We start from the raw sequence: 14,521 nt of genomic DNA, 5'->3' as shown, positions 1-14,521 counted from the left end.
AACTAGGCGGCACATCGCCGATAAAATATCGACTCCGGGCCGCCTAGGAAAGACAAGCAAATATTTACTTTAACTTTGGGGGTACACCTCACCTCTGAGGCGTCCGTTTTGTTATCTAATGATCTTCAATTAAGCCATCTCAACATTCTCAGCCACAGGTAGCCCCAACACTTCAGCTGCCAAACGGTCAGCCGTCTGCAGGTTTGCATCATTCACGCCCGGTTGTGGCGCAGCGTTGGTGACATAACGCAAGCCGTCTAGTGGTACGCCCCAGACGTAAATATCGGGCTGGCCGGCACCGCTGGCATACAGCAATTGGTCGGTATTTGAATCGACATCAACCGCATTTAAGCCAACTGACTGATCGTTAACCTCAACCTGGTGGGTTCTTGCCAATTTAGCATCAACCAAGCTTTCCAGCACTGGGTTCGCCGTGATATCCAGGTCGGCTTTTGGTACCCGGGCTTCGATCAATGTGGCTGAGCGGAAGGTATCGGTATTGCGCTTAGGGGCGGCGGTCACAAACCAGCCGTCCTGGCCCTTTACCTGCATGCCGGGAGCCAGCACAGTGACCACGCCACTGCGGATGAGGGCCGACAATTCCTTACTGCGCACCACTGGTGGTCCCATGATTAAGAAGTTAATGGTTGAGTCGAGTTGACCCCAGAATTTTTCAACCAAATCTTGATTACTGAAGCAGTGATCAATCAGCATTTGGCGAAAAGCCGGCCGGAAGTCTCGAAGCAGATCTCTGGAGGCGGCCAGTGGGCCGGTTTTTGACCCCTTCAACGAGTCGTTAATTTCGCCATTCATCCAGTTAATCAGGACAGACTGGTAATCTTCAGTCCCAATTGATTGGACATCCTTAAATGGATTAATGATGTAATCCCAATTAAAGACGTCTTCTTCGGCGAAACCAAACTGTTTGAGAACGGCTTGTTTATCGTCGTTTGCTAAAAATTCGGTTTCAAACTTCGAGGCGCTCTTGTATGGATATTTGTCGTTAATTGTCAGTTTATAGAAAACCAGTTTCAAGTCTAACAGCAACAGCTCCATGAATTTATCAAAGGAGATCTTGCCATCAGTTGAATTTTTTTGAATATTTTCCTTGGTCAAGAACTTTGGAACGTCACACTCACCATAGCCTTTTTCATTGATCGGTTTAGGGTAATAGGGAATTCCACGACCCGATCCGGCAATGATCCGCGGTTCTCGACCGGACGGCTGGTAAAAGAGGCTGCCGTCTTCGTTTTGCATGTAGTGGCCCCCACGCCCCAAGGTCAATTCGGAGATGTAATCGATGAAGCTCAGCCCCAAACCGCGAATGATGGCCGGTTCACCAGCGGGAATATCGCTGAGATCAGCGTCGCCGGGATGGGTTGGGGCAATGTAGGTCAGGGCGTTTTGCTGGGCATAACTGGCTAGTTTTTGTTCCTCATCACTGAGGTAGTTATCTTGCTGACCCAGGCTCATGATGACTTTATCGAATGGATAGGTGCCATCGTTGGTTTTGATAACCGGCTTGTGGTCAGCATCATAAGTGAGGCCCATGACCTGAGACTTCATGACTGATGTTGAAACTTCGGTTGGCTGCTGTTTAATCAAATCTTGATAGAACCATTTGATATAGGCACCAAACAAAACCCGTGGTGCATAGCCATTAATTTGTAGCTGAGCAGCTGAAGCAATGACGTCGGCAGAATAGCCATTACTATCCAAATAACGGTTGGCCTCAACGCTTTTGGCCCATTCAAACAGAGAAGGGCCGTCATAGACCTTGCTGGACATGTTCACAGATGCATCGGTGAACAAGGTGATCTGGTCCGCCGCGCTGTTCATAATGAGTTCATCGGATTGGTCAGTGCGCCAGACCCGGCCGCCAATCCCATACGGGTCAAACAATGTGATTGATAGTGGCGACGTCTGGTCACTATGATATTTATATTGATTAAACAATTGAGAGGTTAATAAGACTCCCCTTGGACCTGCCCCAATAATTCCAACTTTCATTTCGTATACTCCTAATTTCTGATTTAATAATACTTCGGGTCAACTTCTAGTGGCCCAAACTGATCAGCATCCGAGTCGCGAAAGTCCCACCATTCGTTCTCGTAGCCCACAAAGCCGGCTTTTTGCATTGTCCCATTTAGAATATCGTAGTTCTTTTGAGCTGCCGGTGTCCACGATGATTTTTCACTGCGCTTGGCTGCGCCGGTAAAATCATCGAACGGAGTAGGCATTTCAATGTCCTTACCATCTTGATCGGTTAAGGTCAGATCGAAAGTCACCCCTTTTTGATGGCTGAAGTTTGGATCCGGTTCAGCAACCCAAATTGGATCCGGATAAACTTCAAATAAGCGCCGTTGTGCATATGTGGGTCGGTAAGCGTCCCAAATTTTGACTCGATAACCCTGTGCCTTTAAAGCTTTACTGGCTTCACCGAGCTTTTTCACCGTATCAATTCGAGAAATTGCCTGGTCAAAGTCATAAACCACTTGGTGGGTAAAATTATCGCTGGTTGCGTACTTCAGGTCAACAATGATGTCTGGATCGACATTATGAACGTTCATGTAGCCTTGCGTTTTCTTATCAGCCATCTCGGCACCTCCACGTATTCTGAGAAAAATCTAATTAAGTTAATAATAAGTGATTATTTATTCATTTTCAAATGTGGTGCCACGATAAATCCCAATATCATCGACATAAAACTTGCCGGTGTAAGGCTTAGCCTGATCTTTGAGCATCCCGACTTTTGGATAGGCAACGGTTGATGTTGAGGTCGCCTTGATGGCAGTTCCCATTACTTCGCCAGTATCACCATTCAGGCCTGAAGGAATATCGATGGCGTGAATTTTGGCTGTTGAAGCGTTCGCCTTGTCGATAACCGTTGCGAAGTCGCCGCCAACATTGCGCGATAGGCCGCTGCCAAATAACGCATCGACCAGCGTGGTGAATTTGTTGAAATCAGCGTCCATGAAGACCTTTGGGATCTGATAATAGTTGCAGATTCGTGCCTGGGCTTGATGATCCTCGCTGGCATGATCCGGGTTGCCAACTATCAAGATGGAAACTTTGTAGCCATGCGTTGCCAAGAGTCGGGCAACAACGAGACCATCGCCGCCGTTATTGCCAGTTCCGGCAAGGATTAAGATGTTGCTTAAGTAGAGATCGTGGTTCTCGAGCATATTTTCATAAATTTTGAGGCCAGCCCGTTCCATTAAAACAAGGGAAGGGATGCCGATTTTGTTAATTGTTTTATCGTCTAATTCGCGTGATTCTTCAACTGTGATCGCTTGTGTCATTATATTACCTCCCAATCGAATGATGTAAGCACTTCACACCTTATATGTTGGGCTATCGGCGCCCCAATTGCAAGTAGAATGTGCGCCTTGAGTGTTTCTATAAACAAGATACGTGTTCTTTGGACAACGTCTGCTTTATAATGGGGATAAGAGAAAATGTGGAGGTAGAATCATGTCCCTAGATTATCCAGAAAATATGCATGAATTTGAAGATAAATTTGCTATCGAAAAAGCCCGTCACCCGGAAACCACCAGGGACGGACTTATGAAACAAGTGATTGAAGATGCGTTTCAAGGTTACTTGGATGAAGCCGAGGAAGGGCACTACGATACCGGTAAATTGGTCGGGAAAGAGATTCAGGTCATTGGTATTGGGAAGAAATTGCTGACAACAATTCAGCCAATTGGTGAGTCCTTTGAAGCTGACTTCGAAAAGGACGGCGATAAACTGATGTGGTATCTGGAAGACCAGGCCGATAAAGTCGCCCGTAAATTTTCATGAACATTCAGGTTGTATTAATATTCAGAAAACGCTATAATTAAATGATGTAAGGCGTCCTTAGTGTAATGGATAGCACATGAGATTTCGGTCCTCATGATCCGAGTTCGACTCTCGGGGGACGCATCGATGTAGAACGTTGACATGCCGGGTAGTCAGAGACTATCCGAAGCATTTAAAAAATACAGATTGATGGTTTCTTGTCTAAATTCATGACGAGTTTATAAGAATACCTTTCATTGGTCAGCAAAGCCGTTTGGATTTGCTGGCTTTTCTTTTGCCTTCATCAACTGGCTTTCAAATTTATTAAAAGTTGATAACGTGACAATGGCCGGGGTATCAACATAGTCCCTAGTGGTCTTCGTGTCAGAGTGAGTAAGCGCCTTTGAAATCTCTTCCATCGAGGCGCCACCTTGATGAGCAATGGTTGCAAAGGTATGTCTTAAGGCATGGGGATGAGTTTTAGCTAACTCAGGGTGCCGTTTTCTTATGGTCTTAAGCCGGTTATTCAAGTAGAACGGGTTTACCGGTTGGTTAACTTGGCCTCTAGCATTTGTATAGGTGAATACAAACTGCTGGGGCGTTGGATTAATACCAGCTGCCACCAATTGTTGAAATTGCTGAACCTTCCAAACACGCAAAAGTAGGACTAATTTGTGGGTAATTTTAACTCTCGTCTGTTTCCCTTCCTTAGTCGGCTGAAGATTACCATTTTCGTCCAAGCTATGAATGATGTCGATGTAGCCCTGTTTTAAGCTGATGTCAGACCATTGAAGGCCATACGTTTCAGATTTTCTGTCACCAATGAATAAGGTTAGGTAAAACATCACGTAATCTTGCCGACAGAGCTTCTGACTCTGGTAATCATATTCAACCGCATTAAACCAGTCGAGCAGTTCATTGACTGTCAAAGCATCCCCGCCGTTAACTTCACGATGACGCTTCAACTGAATCTTTCTAGTTGGTGGTACCCGATGAATTTCAGGACTGATATTGTCCGAGTTTAAATACTTCCGATACTTGGCTTCTGCAAAGACTTGACTAGTGTAGCTAGACAACTGCTTTACATTGGCAAAAGTGATTGCGTGTTGACTCAATTTATCAATGACTAGAGAAGGATTGTTGTTAAGCTCAATTAACGTGTAGCTTCCAAATAACGGAAGGATGTGCAGCCGAAACAGCCTCTGGGTTAAGTTTGATGTTGATAAGCGGGGCACTTGTCCTGCATGACCGGTTGAACCGGATAAATAAGCTGGTAACCACTCCTTTTTATAGAAGCTTTCGAAAGTGATGGCCGAGTTATGAACGGCTAAGTTGGAGACCTTACCCATTCTTGCCTGATTAATTTGGTTAAGGTAGTTGGTTTCTAGTTCATGGGCCTTCAGCTTAGTTTTAACGACTTGGGCGAGCCTGCTGTGATTCACACCCAATGCCTGACGAACATCACTTGGAATGTAAACATTAACTTGATATGAACCTGATTTTGTTTTACTGATTGACACATTATTCACCTCATTAGAAAGGCGAATTAGCTAAGTCAGATTAATTATAACCCACATTAAACATTAGTTGGCGGTCACTTCATACGAGGATTGTTTTGTTGCTTATTTACAACATGGATAAGTTCCATAAATGCGTGTATTAAATCCGCACGGCTCTCTTTATTGAGGGTATGCAATCGTTTTAGTAGCAACTGTTCCTGAGCGTCTAACGTTAATTCCGAATTTTTATTTGAACTATTCCCGGTTAACAAACTATCAGTTGTTGTATTAAGTGCGTGGGCAATCTTTAAGAGTGTAGTAGCACTAAGATTTGTACGCTTCCCGGTCTCCAGCTTGGAAAGGTAATCAATGGATATTCCGGCTAATTCGGCTAAAGTTTCTTGAGTCATCTTAGCTTTGGCTCTTTTGGCTTTAATTATTTCGCCAATATTTACTTCATTTGACATTAAAAGTCACCTCAAGAGTTGAGGCTAAAGTAATTTATCGAAATCAAGAAGCGACTATTGTCAGGGTGAAAGACTAGGATTAAAATGAAATTATTGAATCATAAATAATCTGTTGGGGGTTACATACATGAAGAAATGGAAAGTTTTACTGGGAACCTTAGCGCTATCATTGGGTCTGTTGTTTACCTTTAGTAGCTATGAGACTGCTAGTGCAGCAACATGGCACTACGGGATTCCGAAGGTATTACAAGATACCAAATGGCGTGGAAAAAGGGTCTTTATGGGTTGGGGAGCATATAGTTACCAAAAGATTAAGTTCTGGAAAACTAAGTACTATTTCATTGAAGGTCAAGATTCCTGGTTACCTCTAAAGTGTCAGTGGAAAAAGAATGGCAATATTTATACAATTTATTCACACCATTTTGCTCAGGGTCTTTCAGGACCCAACTGGCTAAAAGTAAAGAGAATCAATGCATACAAACTGGTTTATAAGGCTCCTTCAGTAAGCCCGCACGTAGCAGTGCGAGTACCATTTAACTAAAAGAGGTAATCAAATGAAAACTAAAACAATTATTGCAACAGCTCTATTGACCGTCGGATTTGGATTGGGAGCTTCTAGCGCAACTGCTAATGCATCAAGTTGGCATAAAGGAACTCCTAGCGCATTGAGAGGTAAATGGAAGACTAAGGCACACTATTTTTATGATGGGACAGGTGGAGATTATAGGACGTACATTACTAAACATTCGATTATTTCCGAGATACACGGATTAAACGGAGGTACGAGTGACCAAGGGAACCCCTTAGTTCAACACTGCAGTTATAAGTACATGGGACATCATCTTTATAAGTTTAAAGGAATTAGCTTAGGAACTGTACCAAGTACGTGTCTAATTAAATGGAAAAGCCATAATCACATTATTATCAAGCCATGGTCATTTAAGAAAAGTTTTGTCAGTTACTACCGTTATTAAACAAAGCTTAGTTTCCATGAAATAATTTTGAAGGAGCAATAACATGAAAAAGTTAGTTGCAATAATTATGATGACCCTTGGCTTAACAATTGGCCTTAGTTTTGGAACACCACTTGCTAATGCATCAAGCTGGCATAGTGGGACGCCTGGATTCCTTTACAATAAGAGGTATCGACCAAATAATTCAACAAAAGAGCCAATGATGTGGGGCAACAAAACGCACTTCCATATTGATTACACACAAGACCGCCCTAACGCTGTTCACCCAACCTGGAAGTATTCACATCACGTTTATACAATTCGCTCAACAACGTATTGGATAACCTCAAGCGGTCATAAGGAAGTTTCTGAATACTTTTTTGTAAAAGTAAAGAGAATCAATTCCAAGAAAATATTCACAAGAATTGGTCAATCTGAAAAACTAAGTCAAAAACCAAATTACTATCTGAAATATACGATGTATTGTTATTAGATAAAATTGGATTTTTAATCAGGTGTCTTGAAGGAGCAATGGCATGAAAAAATTAGCTGTAATAATCATGGTGACTTTTGGACTAGTAGTTGGCCTTGGCTTTGGAACTCAGCAGGCTAGTGCTTCTGGTCATGCGGGTACACCAAGCTTCGCTAAAGGTTATTGGCACACGAGGGGGCGAGGTAGTGTTACTTATCACATTTTTAAAAACCACTTTTGGTTCCGGTATAGTGGTTGGAATAGGTATGGGAAGCACAAGTGGAGAGCTTCGTGGCACGGTTATGACCGAGTGAGATACTGGTTGGACCCGGGGAGTGACGGCGTTAGAACTTCGGCCAATGTTAGGGCTTATGATCCTCAGACAGGAAAACATTTGGAGTTCACCTTGATAAGGGTTAGCAAGAGTAAAATTTATTTGAATTACAACATTTATGACCCCTGGTATACCTTATATAGAGGTGCCAGATAAGACAAAGGAGCGACCCGTTGAGGACACTCCTTTTAATTTGGCTATTTTTCTTTGGTTGTTGAAGCATCGACCTGGCCAAGCATATAGCCCAAGTCAGCAACGTCTATCATGCCATTGATGTACGCCTTAAATAAGTGTTGCTTGGCTTGCTTTCTGATTTCGTTTTCTGTCAAGAGGTTTCACCACCTTTAATCTGGATTGGTGTTAGTGTCATATGCGGACCCGCTTTCTATGTATTTTAAAGGTCTTGATTGACCTTATAATTCAAGCTTACTCTGATTTTAAATTCAAAAGGAAAACTCTCATGTCATTACCAATTAGTTAGTTTGACAGTCCCAGACTCAGCAATGTGGGGCTATTGGCGTAAAAGCTTTAAACGTGGATGACAAATGCTCAGTTCCTTCAGATGGTACAAATTGGACATCAAGCAATCAGCTATTAATATTGTCGTTTCCTCATTTCGTTAAGAATGTATTCGGCTCTTGCTAACTGGTTGGTTAAGGCAACTGCACTAATTTCGCCATTGAAAAATTGCCGAAATAACTTGTTTTGAACTGTCTTTTCCATCCGATTAATTATGTGTAGTTGCCTAATTGCTTTTATCTTCATTGAGTCACAACTTCTTCCGTTAATGGTTTTTTGGTTCCTATCTATATTATAGAAGAAAACGGTTTTGAAAAGAAAATCCTAAGGAGCTGAGGTAGTTGTATAAAGTGACATCGTGTCACTATCTTGAACGTGACCAAAGTTGAACACACTAAATGTACTAGACATTGAGTTCTAATTTGTTCAACCTAATGAAATTGGCTGGGTGGTTTTTTCATAAAATTTGTGACTTCTTAGAGTGACATTTCTTCTTGGGAGTACCTGTCTTGAAACACGGTGTTCGAAGCGGGGTAGGGTGTGAAACTTATAAGTTTTTTACAACTGTACAATAACAAGTCGGAATCCGAATTACTGGCAGCGTTAGTGAAGAAAAATTGATTTGTTCATAAACTTAACAGTTCTTGAATACCTACGACGATAGCGTTATCATAAGCTTATGAGATGTTCATAAACTTTGTTCAGAAAGTAGGCGATAAGAAATGACGACATTTGGTTATGCTAGGGTGTCAACGAGAGGGCAAGATTTGAATGAGCAGGTTAACGAGCTCAAAGAGGCAGGGGTCAACCCTAGCAACATCTATTCTGAAAAATTTACTGGCATGACTACAAACAGACCACGGTTTAATCAATTACTAAGTTTAGTGAAAAAGAACGACACTATTGTGGTCACGAAGCTGGACCGGTTTGCTCGAAATACCGGTGAGGCTCTGGGCATCATAAAACCCCTGTTGAAAAATCAGGTAACTATTAAGGTATTAAACCTCGGGACGATTGAAGACACTCCCATGGGCCGAATGATTACCCGGACGTTGTTATCAGTTTCAGAAATGGAAAGGGACATGATTGTTGAACGGACTCAGGCAGGTAAGGAGTATGCAAGAAGGCACAAGGCTAATTATCATGAGGGCCGCCCCAGAAGAGTCATTACAGACCAATATAAGGCGGTTTATGGCTATTTGAACAACCACACCTACAAGGACACGAGCAAGGCATTTAATGTGTCGATATCCACGATACAGCGGGTTAAAAAGCAAATCGAGAACTATTAAGAAGGGAATCTAGGCGTATGACACGAATGCAAAAGTACCACTCCAGGTCAATCCCTGAGCCCAAAATTAAATCCAATTTCTTTAAATCCAATTGGAAGACCATTGGGGCATGGTTACTAGTAATTTGGATAGCCCTACATGTCTGGAAGTTCGTTCCCCTGGTAATCATGGATACCATAGCCAAGTTGCTTGTTGGTACGGGAACCAGTTGCTTCCTGTACTTCTTAGCTGCCTGCATGTGGCTTGAGCCGGACAGGCATGATTAACCAGTCGTGACAGGACAGATTGGAGACAAAGCGGCAGGTACTGGGGATTCTTCCCATTAGTATTAGTTTTGGGAGGCCCTGCAACCGTTGGTAGAGTAAGCGGGAGCACCTCAAGCCAATTACGAAGATTATATTAATTCGTTTTCCTTGCACATAAGGCTTGACTTATTCTTGTGAAAGTTGTATCGTTACACTTAACAATAAGACATAAATTATTGTAAATTAAGATTAAGGTGATGGCAGAAATGGTGATAGCAAGTAATCTGACGAAACTTCTAGGTGGCTTTCCGGACGGGCAAATCTTCGCTTTCCTGGGTATGGACGGTTCTCTTAATCATAAGGGTGCGCTGGATGCCAGTAGTGAAATCACGTTTAGCCTCACATTAATAAACGGGAAACATGTGGCCAACCGATGCGTTAAGCATAAGTCCCCTCATTTGATTGACGTGTTTGACGAAATTTTTAAATTTGCAGACGAGACCAATGTGCTTTTTCGAAGACATCAGAAGTCCAAGGGGCTGGGGCTTACCCTGGTTACCTTTTCTGGGCAACAAGTTCTGTCTGCTCTGAAGGATTTCAATCACTCTTATGCTGATACTAAGGTGGTTAGTTTAGGACACCAATTTTCCAGTTTTGACAATATCTGGATTCATTTTAATGATAGGGCCCGTAATTGTTGTTATGCAAAGGTCCTTTTCAGGGATGTAATTAAATTAGCCCCGGCTAAGACAACGTTAAGACAACTAGGTGACTTGTTTAATATCCCCACTACGGCTCCTTACTACGAAACAAAGGTGCTGGCTTGTTACACTAGCATTGTGATGTCAAATCTGCAGTTAAAGGGTGCTAAGAAACGCCAGTTACCGATTACAATTGCCAATTTTGCCACAAAGTTTGTTGAATCTTTAGAACGAAAAGACGCGAGAGTAACAACTGAAGAACTGAGGGGCTATATCAGTTCCAATATTCCGAGTCGGAGAATGATTAGCAATGTACAACCATTGAGAACTAACCCTGGCTTTTACACAGCTATTCAGAGCTTTCGGGGAGGTATTAATGTTGCATATCGTTCTGGCACCTTTTGCGAGGGGGTGTTAACTGATATTGACTTGAAATCAGCTTATAATGTTGGCGGTCATTTAATTCCTAAGTTAACATATTCAGAAGTTGGCCAAAAATTAGTGATGCCCACTCCCGCTGAATTAGTAAAAGCTATGGAGAAGGTAAATGGAGCTTATACAGTGGGAACTTGCCAATTGAGTGTAATCTGGTCTCGTGATTGTGATTTTATCCCGCTTGCATCATATTCTCCAGACGATGATGGGCCACACTTTGTTCAAAAAGAACCCAACATTATTATGACGCTCACCGATTTTTGGATTGCTTACAATATGGGTGCGAAAATGGAGATTACTGAGGCAACTATCATTTCTCAGCGCAAGCTTTCAACAGACCGAGAAATGTACTTTGATGCTCTTAATCATTGTGGAATCGTGCAAGACATATTCTTGCAAAAGCGAATGAAAGCTGATAATGATGTTGAAAAATTACTTTGGAAGGAAGCAGGTAATTCTATTTACGGGAAAACTGCTCAAGGAATTCATGGTGATGGGCTGTCTAGTTCGAACAAACAACGCTTTCTGTCTTCAATTAGTGACCCCTTTGTTGCATCTCAGTACACCGCAATTACAAGATGGCATGTTTTTCTATTGATTCAAGCTTTAAAGAAAGTTCAGCCGTTTCATCTTTTAAACATTACTACCGATGGCATTCTCGTAAGTTCTAAGAATTATATTGATGATAATCGCCTAGAATCAAACTTTTCAGAACTTGCTTCTCCAATTTATCAAATGGTTACTAAAGAGTTTCTTAACAATACGTGGTTCGAATTTAAAGGAACTTCTGAAACTGAGGGATTTAATTTAAGAACTAGATTAAATGGGACAGAAGATGGAACGATTCATGCAATGTCATCCATAAGCAATACAACACCCGGTGAAATATTAGAAGCTTTACATAAGCATCAGTTGACCTATATAAGTACCCAGAGACGTTTTCCAACCTTTGCTGAGCGTAAGCGAGATTCAAAAGTAAAAAAGCTTCAGAGTGAGGAAAAAATGGTAATGGAAACGGAAGCTAAACTATCTTACGATTGGTCAAATAAGCCAACGGGATTTGTCAAAAATGGCAAATTAGGATACTTCGTTACTGCTCCTTTTGAAACGCTTCAGGAACAAAATACTTACAAGGAAAATGCCAACAAGCTTCTTAAGCGTTACTTTATTTATGATTCACTGGACGCTAATTTATTCTTGCTTACGATGGACAATGCCATGAACAAGGGAATAAAGTTAAAGTCTTCAATAACACGTAAAGATGAATTTATTGAGGTTACCAAGTTTCTGGCTTATGTGAAAGCGGATAAGGATGATGTCACTGATTTTCTTAGACAAGTTGAGGAATATCGCGACTCGGTTGTTGATAGTCAAGATGTTAAATTTCAAACAGGAAAAACCTTGAAAGGATACATTAACAAGTACTCCGAAGAAGATATTTCTAGACGAGAAATTAATTGGCTATCTTTAGGTAAGATTTCAAAAGTCTTGGCTCCGTTTGTGAGAGATGAGATTGTTGCCTAAAAACTTTTGGGCACGAAAAAAGCCAGTTAGCAACCTAACTGACTGACCTAGCTAATTCTCCTGGATTTTTAAAATCATGACGAAAATTATGACGACTTCTTGAAAATTGCTTCAAAGTACAAAAAGTTGCGTTGCCCCTTATCGCCTTTGTAACAGTGATTCCGGTGCTTAAGATTGTCTATTGAAGGGCTGGATGAGATTTCGGTCCTCATGATCCGAGTTCGACTCTCGGGGGACGCATAGGCGAATTAAATCGAGTTTGATAAGGGAAGTCGCTGAGAGATTGGCGACTTTTTGTTATGCTGTTAGACACATAGTTCGACATAAAACCATAATTGGTTAAGACCTATTCTTGAACAAGAAATATTTTCGAATTAATAAAAAAATGGTTAAATCTACGCTTCAAAAAAGTAAAAAATTAGCTTGCAAAATGGTCAAATTTAGCCTTTAAAAAAGTAAAGTACAGGGTATAGACGTAAGCGGATTCCTGAGATAAATGGTGAATTATTGGAACGTTTCTTAGGAGGCAGACAAAAAATGATTGCCAAGGTCACCGATCATGATCGGATTTTAATTGGAACTTATGGAAGCGCCATTCAGGAGCTCCTAAGCACTATACCCGCCACTATTTGTGTAATATACAGTGCCACCAACTTTGTATCTGCTCATTAAGACGGCTCCCTGATCACCGTCGAACATAGAGAAGGGGCGATGCATGTTGGTAATGATTAGTCTATACATATTTTTACCGGATTTTGCGACCTGCTTGTCATTAACACCCTCTAAATGGTGGGCGTAGTACAAATACCTTGAGTTATTTTTGATGATCGTCCTATTAATTTTGATATAGGAGTCTGGAGTCAGATTAAACGACTTATTAGTTTCGGCTTCCGGACTATTATTATCGGTGAATTCCAGGTAACCATCAGCCGTTATTTTCAAACGGTTCGTCGTTGGACTGAAAGGGCTGAATTCTTTCTTGTTGGTTGGATAAATATAAAGTGATCCTGAAGAATAAGCAGGCATATAAGCTGGGCGTTTGATCCTTGAGAAATATTTATTGAGTGATGACATCTTCTTCGCGTTGACGAACGCATCATATGTCAGTAAGTTCATGCTGGAACTAATGACGGGCTTTAGAAATCGATAACTGAGGGTGTCGTAGTTGATACCGAACGAGTTGATAAATTTTCCCTTTGCCTCTTCAACATGGTCTTTATGGCCTGTTAAGATAGTGTTCTTGGGAATTTGAATGCTGACAATTGGATTGAAGTCAATATTTGAGACAGGTTTTAAGAGACATTCAGAACCGCGTTTACCTTCCACAGCTCAAATAAATCATTAATCGCGATTAATAACTTATTTGAACCCTGGAAAGCATTAAATCAGGCGGCCATTTGGCTCGTAAGTGTTGCAATTTCAACTTGTAAGGGGGTCTGGTAGCCCAGTGAACTATGAATTCTCTTCCTATTGTAGAAAGCATGCACATATTCAAAAAGGACGGCAGCGGCAGTTTCATAATCTTCAAAGACCGGCACTGGATAAACACATTCCTTTTTGAGGGAAGCATGAAAAGATTCCATTGGTGCATTATCGTATGGACACCCCTTACGGCTGTGAGAGTGGCGGATATGTAGTTCTGTTAACCGTTGGTTGTAATCATCGCTGGTATACTGTGATCCTAAATCCGTATAGATAATCAGGTCCCCAGTAATGGTTCGATTTTTAACCGCGCTTTCAAGGGTCTTTAAGACTAAATCAGTATCCATCTTTTTTGAGAACGAATAGCCGATAATCCGTCGTGAGTGCAGGTCCATGATGGTTGATAAGTAACACCAGCCATTACGCTTCGTTTGAATATAGGTCATATCAGCGGTCCATTTTTGATTTAAACCAGTGGTCGAGAAATCCTGCTTAAGCAAGTTGGGACGCTGTTCAACCTTGGTTTTGGAAGCCGAAGCCGCTTTCCACTTATTGACGGTAACGGAGTGGATATCCAGTTCCTTCATGAGCCGGGAAATCCGTCGTGGACTGCACCGAAGCTGCAGTGGTTGAAGTTCCAGATTCAATTCATGGTGGATCTTCATAACACCGTATCGCTGCTTAAATTCCGCAAAGATCCGCAGAATCCGTTGTTTCAAGTCCGCATCTTCGGCCCGGCGTTTTGAAGGCTTTGGGGATCGATAACGATAATACTGAGCTCTGGAAACACCGAGGATTCGGCACATCTTGGTTACCTGGTGGTGATGGCTTTCTTGGTGAATGTAATCAAAGATATTGGTTACTTCTGCGCAAGG

Annotated in this window: 14 protein-coding genes and 1 tRNA gene; 7 read left to right on the top strand and 8 right to left on the bottom strand. The window is 41.8% G+C overall.

Annotated elements, in window-relative coordinates; all coding sequences use genetic code 11:
* Positions 1-129: 129 nt before the first annotated feature.
* Genes LPKJCM_RS05875 through LPKJCM_RS05865 form a run of 3 tightly spaced genes read right to left on the bottom strand, consistent with a single transcriptional unit; the run spans position 130 to position 3,302 of the window.
* Positions 130-2,010, bottom strand: a complete 1,881-nt coding sequence (locus tag LPKJCM_RS05875) for an FAD/NAD(P)-binding protein (protein WP_057962141.1) — start codon at positions 2,008-2,010, stop codon at positions 130-132.
* Between the two features lie 23 nt (positions 2,011-2,033).
* Entirely contained in the window at positions 2,034-2,597 is a 564-nt protein-coding gene (locus LPKJCM_RS05870) for a M15 family metallopeptidase (protein WP_057962142.1), read from the bottom strand.
* A 57-nt stretch (positions 2,598-2,654) separates the two neighbouring features.
* Positions 2,655-3,302 (bottom strand): NAD(P)H-hydrate epimerase, encoded by a 648-nt coding sequence (locus LPKJCM_RS05865; protein ID WP_057962143.1) that lies wholly within the window; start codon positions 3,300-3,302, stop codon positions 2,655-2,657.
* Positions 3,303-3,474: 172 nt separating this feature from the next.
* On the opposite strand from LPKJCM_RS05865, the gene LPKJCM_RS05860 reads away from it, so the two are divergent.
* A complete protein-coding gene (locus tag LPKJCM_RS05860; protein WP_057962144.1) occupies positions 3,475-3,804 on the top strand; it encodes a hypothetical protein in 330 nt (109 codons plus the stop codon).
* A gap of 51 nt (positions 3,805-3,855) precedes the next feature.
* Positions 3,856-3,927 (top strand) — tRNA-Arg (locus tag LPKJCM_RS05855).
* A 110-nt stretch (positions 3,928-4,037) separates the two neighbouring features.
* Here the strand turns inward: LPKJCM_RS05855 and LPKJCM_RS05850 are convergent.
* Together LPKJCM_RS05850 and LPKJCM_RS05845 are read right to left on the bottom strand one after the other, a co-directional pair.
* Complete coding sequence (locus tag LPKJCM_RS05850) at positions 4,038-5,303, bottom strand: site-specific integrase (RefSeq protein WP_057962145.1); 1,266 nt, start codon at positions 5,301-5,303, stop codon at positions 4,038-4,040.
* 74 nt (positions 5,304-5,377) lie between these two features.
* Complete coding sequence (locus LPKJCM_RS05845; RefSeq protein ID WP_057962146.1) at positions 5,378-5,749, bottom strand: helix-turn-helix domain-containing protein; 372 nt, start codon at positions 5,747-5,749, stop codon at positions 5,378-5,380.
* Positions 5,750-5,876: 127 nt separating this feature from the next.
* Between LPKJCM_RS05845 and LPKJCM_RS05840 the strand changes: the two genes are divergently transcribed.
* The 3 genes from LPKJCM_RS05840 to LPKJCM_RS05830 are packed head-to-tail and all read left to right on the top strand — an operon-like array spanning position 5,877 to position 7,195.
* Positions 5,877-6,290: a hypothetical protein gene (locus LPKJCM_RS05840; RefSeq protein WP_057962147.1), complete on the top strand. Its 414-nt coding sequence runs from the start codon at positions 5,877-5,879 to the stop codon at positions 6,288-6,290.
* Between the two features lie 13 nt (positions 6,291-6,303).
* Complete coding sequence (locus LPKJCM_RS05835) at positions 6,304-6,723, top strand: hypothetical protein (RefSeq protein WP_057962148.1); 420 nt, start codon at positions 6,304-6,306, stop codon at positions 6,721-6,723.
* A gap of 43 nt (positions 6,724-6,766) precedes the next feature.
* Positions 6,767-7,195 (top strand): hypothetical protein, encoded by a 429-nt coding sequence (locus LPKJCM_RS05830; protein ID WP_057962149.1) that lies wholly within the window; start codon positions 6,767-6,769, stop codon positions 7,193-7,195.
* Between the two features lie 510 nt (positions 7,196-7,705).
* Here LPKJCM_RS05830 and LPKJCM_RS13750 read toward each other — a convergent pair.
* Positions 7,706-7,837, bottom strand: a complete 132-nt coding sequence (locus LPKJCM_RS13750) for a hypothetical protein (RefSeq protein ID WP_263851681.1) — start codon at positions 7,835-7,837, stop codon at positions 7,706-7,708.
* A gap of 912 nt (positions 7,838-8,749) precedes the next feature.
* Here LPKJCM_RS13750 and LPKJCM_RS05820 point away from each other — a divergent pair.
* Both LPKJCM_RS05820 and LPKJCM_RS05810 read left to right on the top strand, forming a co-directional pair.
* Complete coding sequence (locus tag LPKJCM_RS05820; protein ID WP_057962151.1) at positions 8,750-9,319, top strand: recombinase family protein; 570 nt, start codon at positions 8,750-8,752, stop codon at positions 9,317-9,319.
* A gap of 502 nt (positions 9,320-9,821) precedes the next feature.
* Positions 9,822-12,224 carry a hypothetical protein gene (locus LPKJCM_RS05810; RefSeq protein ID WP_133057555.1) on the top strand — a complete coding sequence of 801 codons (2,403 nt, stop codon included), beginning with the start codon at positions 9,822-9,824 and terminating at the stop codon, positions 12,222-12,224.
* A 606-nt stretch (positions 12,225-12,830) separates the two neighbouring features.
* On the opposite strand, the gene LPKJCM_RS05805 is transcribed toward LPKJCM_RS05810, so the two are convergent.
* Both LPKJCM_RS05805 and LPKJCM_RS12760 read right to left on the bottom strand, forming a co-directional pair.
* Positions 12,831-13,550, bottom strand: a complete 720-nt coding sequence (locus LPKJCM_RS05805) for a hypothetical protein (RefSeq protein ID WP_225364141.1) — start codon at positions 13,548-13,550, stop codon at positions 12,831-12,833.
* A 59-nt stretch (positions 13,551-13,609) separates the two neighbouring features.
* The coding region (locus LPKJCM_RS12760; protein WP_225364140.1) for an IS3 family transposase at positions 13,610-14,521 on the bottom strand (912 nt) is incomplete at its 5' end.

This window comes from Lentilactobacillus parakefiri (genome assembly GCF_002157585.1).
GTDB lineage: Bacteria > Bacillota > Bacilli > Lactobacillales > Lactobacillaceae > Lentilactobacillus > Lentilactobacillus parakefiri.
The sequence above is the reverse complement of the archived record's forward strand: the minus strand, read 5'-3'. Positions and strand labels throughout refer to the sequence as shown.

What these genes read in the sequence shown, in the direction of transcription:
- LPKJCM_RS05875 (WP_057962141.1), bottom strand. Translation starts at nt 2,010, where the DNA reads ATGAAAGTTGGAATTATTGGGGCAGGTCCAAGGGGAGTCTTATTAACC.
- LPKJCM_RS05870 (WP_057962142.1), bottom strand. Translation starts at nt 2,597, where the DNA reads ATGGCTGATAAGAAAACGCAAGGCTACATGAACGTTCATAATGTCGAT.
- LPKJCM_RS05865 (WP_057962143.1), bottom strand. Translation starts at nt 3,302, where the DNA reads ATGACACAAGCGATCACAGTTGAAGAATCACGCGAATTAGACGATAAA.
- LPKJCM_RS05860 (WP_057962144.1), top strand. Translation starts at nt 3,475, where the DNA reads ATGTCCCTAGATTATCCAGAAAATATGCATGAATTTGAAGATAAATTT.
- LPKJCM_RS05845 (WP_057962146.1), bottom strand. Translation starts at nt 5,749, where the DNA reads ATGTCAAATGAAGTAAATATTGGCGAAATAATTAAAGCCAAAAGAGCC.
- LPKJCM_RS05840 (WP_057962147.1), top strand. Translation starts at nt 5,877, where the DNA reads ATGAAGAAATGGAAAGTTTTACTGGGAACCTTAGCGCTATCATTGGGT.
- LPKJCM_RS05835 (WP_057962148.1), top strand. Translation starts at nt 6,304, where the DNA reads ATGAAAACTAAAACAATTATTGCAACAGCTCTATTGACCGTCGGATTT.
- LPKJCM_RS05830 (WP_057962149.1), top strand. Translation starts at nt 6,767, where the DNA reads ATGAAAAAGTTAGTTGCAATAATTATGATGACCCTTGGCTTAACAATT.
- LPKJCM_RS05820 (WP_057962151.1), top strand. Translation starts at nt 8,750, where the DNA reads ATGACGACATTTGGTTATGCTAGGGTGTCAACGAGAGGGCAAGATTTG.
- LPKJCM_RS05810 (WP_133057555.1), top strand. Translation starts at nt 9,822, where the DNA reads ATGGCAGAAATGGTGATAGCAAGTAATCTGACGAAACTTCTAGGTGGC.